Source organism: Paraburkholderia phymatum (genome assembly GCF_040965635.1).
GTDB lineage: Bacteria > Pseudomonadota > Gammaproteobacteria > Burkholderiales > Burkholderiaceae > Paraburkholderia > Paraburkholderia phymatum_B.
Window position 1 is genome coordinate 1 of record NZ_JBFRCH010000075.1, and the last position, 6,550, is coordinate 6,550.

7 protein-coding genes are annotated in these 6,550 nt (G+C 65.6%); 5 read left to right on the forward strand and 2 right to left on the reverse strand.

What is annotated here, in order from left to right; genetic code table 11:
• Positions 1 to 137 precede the first annotated feature (137 nt).
• Positions 138 to 1,109 (forward strand): zinc-binding alcohol dehydrogenase family protein, encoded by a 972-nt coding sequence (locus tag AB4Y32_RS40015; RefSeq protein ID WP_368726518.1) that lies wholly within the window; start codon positions 138 to 140, stop codon positions 1,107 to 1,109.
• 33 nt (positions 1,110 to 1,142) lie between these two features.
• Entirely contained in the window at positions 1,143 to 1,913 is a 771-nt protein-coding gene (locus AB4Y32_RS40020) for an SDR family oxidoreductase (protein ID WP_368726519.1), read from the forward strand.
• 69 nt (positions 1,914 to 1,982) lie between these two features.
• Here AB4Y32_RS40020 and AB4Y32_RS40025 read toward each other — a convergent pair whose 3' ends face one another.
• Together AB4Y32_RS40025 and AB4Y32_RS40030 are read right to left on the reverse strand one after the other, a co-directional pair.
• Positions 1,983 to 2,687 (reverse strand): DUF2182 domain-containing protein, encoded by a 705-nt coding sequence (locus AB4Y32_RS40025; protein WP_368726520.1) that lies wholly within the window; start codon positions 2,685 to 2,687, stop codon positions 1,983 to 1,985.
• A 194-nt stretch (positions 2,688 to 2,881) separates the two neighbouring features.
• A complete protein-coding gene (locus AB4Y32_RS40030) occupies positions 2,882 to 3,646 on the reverse strand; it encodes a DUF899 domain-containing protein (RefSeq protein ID WP_368726521.1) in 765 nt (254 codons plus the stop codon).
• A 129-nt stretch (positions 3,647 to 3,775) separates the two neighbouring features.
• Between AB4Y32_RS40030 and AB4Y32_RS40035 the strand changes: the two genes are divergently transcribed.
• From AB4Y32_RS40035 to AB4Y32_RS40045, 3 genes are all read left to right on the forward strand, one after another.
• The gene (locus AB4Y32_RS40035; RefSeq protein WP_368726522.1) at positions 3,776 to 4,996 is read left to right on the forward strand and encodes a helix-turn-helix domain-containing protein; all 1,221 of its coding nucleotides are present in this window, start codon (positions 3,776 to 3,778) and stop codon (positions 4,994 to 4,996) included.
• A 55-nt stretch (positions 4,997 to 5,051) separates the two neighbouring features.
• Entirely contained in the window at positions 5,052 to 5,723 is a 672-nt protein-coding gene (locus tag AB4Y32_RS40040) for a Vgb family protein (protein WP_368726523.1), read from the forward strand.
• Positions 5,724 to 6,007: 284 nt separating this feature from the next.
• Positions 6,008 to 6,376, forward strand: coding sequence for a hypothetical protein (locus AB4Y32_RS40045; protein WP_368726524.1), 369 nt, complete (start codon positions 6,008 to 6,010; stop codon positions 6,374 to 6,376).
• Positions 6,377 to 6,550 lie beyond the last annotated feature (174 nt).

Sequence of the window (6,550 nt, forward strand, 5' to 3'; positions counted from 1 at the left end):
CCGAATCCTCCGCATTGATCGACCGCCATCGCCAGTGTCAGTTGGTTCTTCATTTTTTTTACCGTTGCATGTCTACGCAATAACGCATGACAGCCATGAACGGTGGACTTGATCAGCATTGCCTTAGGAGAATCTTCATGCGCGCAATCGTGCTCGAAAAATTCGGCGGCCTCGATAGCCTCGTCTATACGGAACTGCCGGAACCGGAACCGCTGGAAGGCCACGTCGTCATTGAAATCAAGGCATTCGGCATCAATCACGCCGAGATGCACATGCGGCGCGGCGAGTGGGCCGAAGCCGCGAAGGTGAGCGGCATCGAATGCGTGGGCATCGTCAAGTCGTGTCCGGGCGGCGAGTTTCCCGTCGGCGCGAAGGTGGCCGCGTTGATGGGCGGCCTCGGCCGCACGATCAATGGAAGCTACGCGCAATACACGCGCGCGCCCGCTTCCAACGTCGCGCTGATCGAATCCGATCTGCCGTGGGCCGAACTCGCGGCGATTCCTGAAACGTATGCGACGGCATGGACCTGCCTGTTCCGCAACCTCGAAATCCGCGAGGGACAGACGCTGGTGATTCGCGGCGCGACGTCGTCGTTCGGACAGGCGGCCGTCAATCTCGCCGTGAACGCGGGCGCAAAAGTAATCGCGACGACGCGCAGTCCGGCGCGCTTCGCGATGCTCGAAAAGCTGGGCGCATCGCGCGTCGAACTCGAAGGCCCCGACCTGTCGAAGCGCATCGCCGAAGCGAAGCAAATCGACGCCGTGCTCGATCTCGTCGGCAACAGCACGATTCTCGATTCGCTCGCGATGTTGCGGCGAGGCGGCCGTGCGTGCCTCGCGGGCTGGCTCGGCGGCCTCGCGCCTATCGCCGATTTCAATCCGCTGTTGCAGATGTCGAGCGGCGTGCACCTCACATTTTTCGGCAGCTTTGTGTTCGGCACGCCGGGCTTTCCACTGTCCGACGTACCGCTACAAGCGATTGCCGCCGATGTCGCGGCGGGCCGTCTCAGCGCAAAGCCGTCGCGCGTGTTCGGCTTCGATGAGATTCGCGAAGCGCACCGCGTGATGGAGGCGAACGAAGCCGGCGGCAAGATGGTCGTGGTCCATTGAAACGCGATGATCGACGACACCAAGGAGACCGACATGTCCAGCAAAGTAGCGATCGTCACGGGTGCGAGCCAGGGCATCGGCCGTTCGACGGCGATCAGGCTCGCGCGGGACTTCGACGCGATCGTGCTCGTTGCGCGCAACCGCGAGAACCTGGAGCAGACGGCGGGAGCGGTCAGACAGGCAGGCGCGCAGGCGCTTGCCATCGACGTCGATCTGTCGTTACCCGAAGCGGCTCGACAGGTTGTCGACGCAACGCTTGCGTCGTTCGAACGGATCGATGCGTTGCTCAATATCGCGGGCGCCGTGCCGCAAATCGACGTGTTCGACATGACCGATGACGAATGGGATCGCGGCCTCGCGTTGAAGCTGCATGGCGCGCGGCGACTGACCGTCGCGGCGTGGCCGTCGCTGAAGGAAACGTCGGGGTCCGTCGTGATGATGTCCGGCAATTCGGCGCTCTTTCCGAAGGCGCCGTATGCGGCCGTCGGCACGATCAACGCGGCCATCGTCGCGCTCGCCAAGGCGTTTTCGGATCGCGGCATCGCCGACGGCGTGCAGGTCAACAGCGTGCTGCCCGGACGCGTGATGACGGGACGCCGCCGCTCGTATCTCGAGCATTGGGCGCCGCTGCACGAGATGACCGTCGAAGAAGCTACCGCGAAGTTTCCAATGGAGGCGGGCATCGCGCGCTACGGCACACCGGAGGAAATCGCCGAGTTGATGGCGTTCATCGTTTCGCCGGGCGCGTGGTGGATGACGGGCACGACGCTGCGGATGGACGGCGGAGAAGTGAAATCGATCTGACCTCTGAAGGCCGGCAACGCGTTGTGCGCATGCCGGCTTTCTTTTCTTTAGCGCAAGCAATAAGCCGCATCAGCCGAACGCAAACGCACGCGCGAGCATCGTCACACCCATCATCACGACGACCACGCCAATTGCTCGCGCAACGCGCTCGCCGGCAGGTGCAAGACGTTCGGCGGTGATGGCTGCCGTCACGAAGGCCATTGTGTATAGATCCATGATGCCTTCGATCAACAGCACAGCCGTCAGGCCGGCGCAGCAATAGCAGCAGTGCACGCCGAGGCGAAGGCCGTGCAACCAGGCCGCGCGGGCGTGTGCTGGTAGGGCGCGGCCGTTCATGGATATACAGCGGCAGCACGCGAGATAACGCGCCTTCCACGCACTGAACTGCACGACGCCTGCGACGAGAACGGCCACGCCCGCCGCAAAGGGAATCGCGCGAGCGAGCATCGCGAAGTGCAGCGCAAGCGCCATCGTCGCCGCGCCCAACGCAAACACGGCAACGCCCGCCACGGTCCACACGAAGAAGTAGCCGACGCTCACGAGCGCCGTCAACGGCGCGACGCGTCTACCGTCCGTTTCGCCCCTTCCGTCTGTCAGGCCGACCGCCTCGTGATAGCGCCACAGCACAGGCGCGAGAGACGGCAGCATCATCGCGATCATCATCACGAGCCACATGCCGACGAACGACACCGCGGTGCGCGGCCATTTCTGTCCGCACATCGGGACCCATGTCATCGACAGGGACCAGCCGCCGGGCATCGGCGTTTCGCCCATCGCCGGCATCGACGTGCCCCAGAGGATCGTCGATGCCGCGCAGACGGCGAAGACGAGTGCAACGATGGCGAAAAAGGCCCGCCGCGAGGACCGTCGTGAATCCCGCCGTGAAGTCCGCCGCGAAGTCCGTGAAGCAGCCGCACGCCGCGAAACGTTGCGCCCGATGACAGCGTCGATGACGTCCACGATGCGCCTCAGCGCCGCGCGTATTCGTCGTGACGGCGCCACCAGATGCCTTGCTCGTTGCGCCCTCTCGGCGCGCGATCGAGCCACTGGTACACGCCCCACAGACCGTCGAGACCGCGCGCATACGTCGAATACGTGTGATACACGACGCCGTCGTCGATGACAAACGCGCTCATGCCTGGCCGGTCGCGCGAGTAGGTCGGCGCATCGGTGCCGCATGTGGCCGCGAACTGGACGACGGGTTCGGGCGCAGGCTCCACGTCCATTGCGTGCCCGCCGCGCTCGAAGTTGTATTCGACGGCACCGGCGCGCTGCTGCTCCTCGGTGAACGACACGTTGAAGTCGAAGTTGAAGTCGCTGCCGCTCGCCGACGCCCACGGAAACGTCCAGCCCATCCGCTTCTTGTAGGCCTGCAGCTTCACGAGCGGCGCACGGGAAGCGGCCGCCAGCATCACATCGTGATTCGCGAGATGGACGGCGAAGCCGTTGAAGCCATCCGCGATCGACGAGCACGACGGGCAGCCCGCCGTATAGTCCGGCCCGAACATGAAGTGATAGACGAGCAGTTGCGAGCGTCCTTTGAACAGGTCCGCGAGCGTGGCACGCCCGTCATCCGTGTCGAACGTGTATGCCTTGTCGACGCGGACCCAGGGCAGCGCCTGACGTTGACGCGCCAGCTCGTCGCTGCGCCGCGTCAGCGCCTTTTCCGCCTCCAGCAGTTCGAGCCGTGCCGCCAGCCATTGCTGGCGTGTTCCCGTCGCATGATTGGTCATCGTGGGTTCCTCCGTTGAATGTCGCGCGCCGGGCGATGGGTCGCCGATGCGCCGTTTTCGTGAATCGACGTGTGCTAGATTAGGACCGCCCATCGGATGGATGGGAGTGACAAATGTGACGGGATTCGGATGGACTCACTCATCGCCGCTGCGGCGCGCGCGCTCGCGGCAGGTGATCCCCTCGGCGCGCTGAACCGCGTCGCGTTGCGCGACGACGCGCCCGCGCTCGCGCTGCGCGGCATTGCGATGGCGCAGCTCGGCGATCTCGTGCGCGCGAAGGCGCTGGTGCGAAGCGCGGCGCGCGCCTTCGGTCCCAAAGAGGCCGTCGCCCGCGCGCGATGCATCGTCGCCGAGGCCGAAATTGCGCTCGCTTCGCGCGACCTCGGCTGGCCCGCGAAGACGCTCGACGCCGCGCGCGCCACGCTCGAAGCGCACGGCGATCATCTCAACGCCGCGCACGCGCGGTATCTCGAAGTCAGGCGTCTGCTGCTGATCGGCCGTCTCGACGAGGCTGAACGCCTGCTCGACGGATTCGATCCCGCGCCCTTCCCGCCCGCGTCGAGCGCCGCGCACGAGCTGATCGTCGCCGGCATCGCGATGCGCCGGCTGCGCACGAAGACGGCACGCGCCGCGCTCGTCCGCGCCGGGCGCGCCGCGCGTCACGCGGGCATTCCGGGGCTCACGGCCGAAGTCGAAAGCGCAGCGCGTCTGCTCGACTCGCCCGCCGCGCGGCTGATTGCGAATGGTGAAGAGCGGCTCCTGCTGCTCGACGAAGTGGAAGCGCTGATTGCGTCCAAGGCGCTCGTCGTCGACGCATGCAGGAACGTCGTGCGCGATGCGGGCAGTGTCGTCGCGCTCGCGACGCGTCCCGTGCTGTTCAATCTCGCTCGCGTGCTCGCCGAAGCGTGGCCCGCCGACGTGCCGCGCGACACGTTGATCGCCCGCGCTTTTCGGACGAAGCACGCCGACGAGTCGCATCGCGCGCGTCTGCGCGTCGAGATGGGACGGCTTCGCACGATGCTCGGCGCGCTCGCCGACGTGACGGCGACGCGACGCGGCTTTGCGCTCGTGCCGCGGCGCGCGCCCGAAGTCGTCGTGCTGGCGAGGCCCGTCGAAGAAGAACACGCGGCGATGCTCGCTTTTCTCGCCGATGGCGAATCGTGGTCGAGCTCGGCGCTCGCGCTTGCGCTCGGCGCGAGCCAACGCACGGTGCAGCGCGCGCTCGATTCGCTTGCGGCAGCGGGCAAGGTCCAGTCGTTTGGGCGCGGACGCGCCCGCCGCTGGATGACGCCGCCGATGCCCGGATTCGCGACGGCGTTGTTACTCCCCACGCCGCTGCCGATCGACTAGCATGAGAGGCTCGACTCTTCACCGACCACCACTCTTCACCGACCAGGATGACAGCATGAATCGATCAGCCGCTGAAATCGTGCGTGAATATGGACCCTTTCCGGGCGTCGACAGCGTGCACGGCGTTACGTATGACGGCCAGAACGTCTGGTTCGCCACCGGCGATACGCTGCAGGTGCTGGACCCCGCAAGCGGAAAGACGACGCGCTCGATCGGCGTCGACGCGGACGCGGGAACGGCGTTCGACGGCCAGCACCTGTTTCAGATCGCCGACGGCCGCATCCAGAAGGTCGATCCGCAGACGGGCGACGTGCTCGCGACGATCCCCGCACCCGCCGGCAGCAACTCGGGGCTCGCGTGGGCGGAGGGCTCGCTGTGGGTCGGGCAGTATCGCGAGCGGAAGATCCATCAGGTCGATCCGCAGACAGGGGCGATTCTTCGCACGATCGAATCGAACCGCTTCGTCACGGGCGTGACGTGGGTCGACGGAGAACTGTGGCACGGCACGTGGGAAGGCGACGAGAGCGATTTGCGGCACGTCGATCCTCACACGGGCGAAGTGCTCGAGATGGTCGAGATGCCCGAAGGGGTGATGGTGTCGGGGCTCGAATCCGATGGTGCCGATCGGTTTTTCTGTGGCGGCGGGGACAGCGGGAAATTGCGCGCGGTGCGCCGGCCGAAGAGCGAGAGCGATGTTGGGGAGACGGTCGGCACGGCGGGCGTATGAATGGTAAGTGGCGATTGAAGCGCGCGTCAAAACAGGTGTGATGAGGATGTCTATTCTTTACATCAAGATCTTTGTTAGATCGCGCACCCGTACGGAATTGCTCGTAGACCGCGCAAGCACATTGCAACGATCTGTAAGCCAGCCCTTCGCTATCGCAAGAAGTCCAGCCCTCCGCACAACACCCTCGAAACAGCACTTACAGACGATTACACATTCGCCACACCCTTGCGGGACGGCCGCTCATACAATCCGTTGCATCCGAAAACGGCATCAGGGAGACAGCAATGATCCGATCGAAGACGGCCGTCGCCGCTGCGGTGTTTTTCATGGCCTGCTTGTCCGTGCCTGCATTTGCACAGGGTGGAGGCAATGGCGGCGGTAGCGGCGGCGGCAATGGCGGTGGAAACGGTGGCGGCAATGGCGGAGGCCACGGCGCCGGTGTCGGAGCCGGGATGGGCCACGCGGGCGGCATGTCGGCGAGCCACATGAGCGCAGAGGGCCTCGCCGATACCAATGGTCACGTCGCGGCCGACCGCGACAAGGGACACGAGCGCGCCGCCGATCGCGCGAGCATTCACTCGCAAACTCACATCGGCCAGCATGTCAATCGCGGCAAGCATACGGCGACGGGACGCACGGCTACACACACGTAGCGCGGCGTCGAACATGCCCTGACGGCGGCCGCTCCCGTTTCGGCCGCCGACGATCAATGAAGCTCCACCGCGAGCCCGATCGGCATCGCTTGCTGGTCAATCTCGCGCCCATGCGGTCGAGGCCGAGCTCAACCCCGAGGTCAACACCGCCCGCCCCTCACCCCCGCCCGCCCC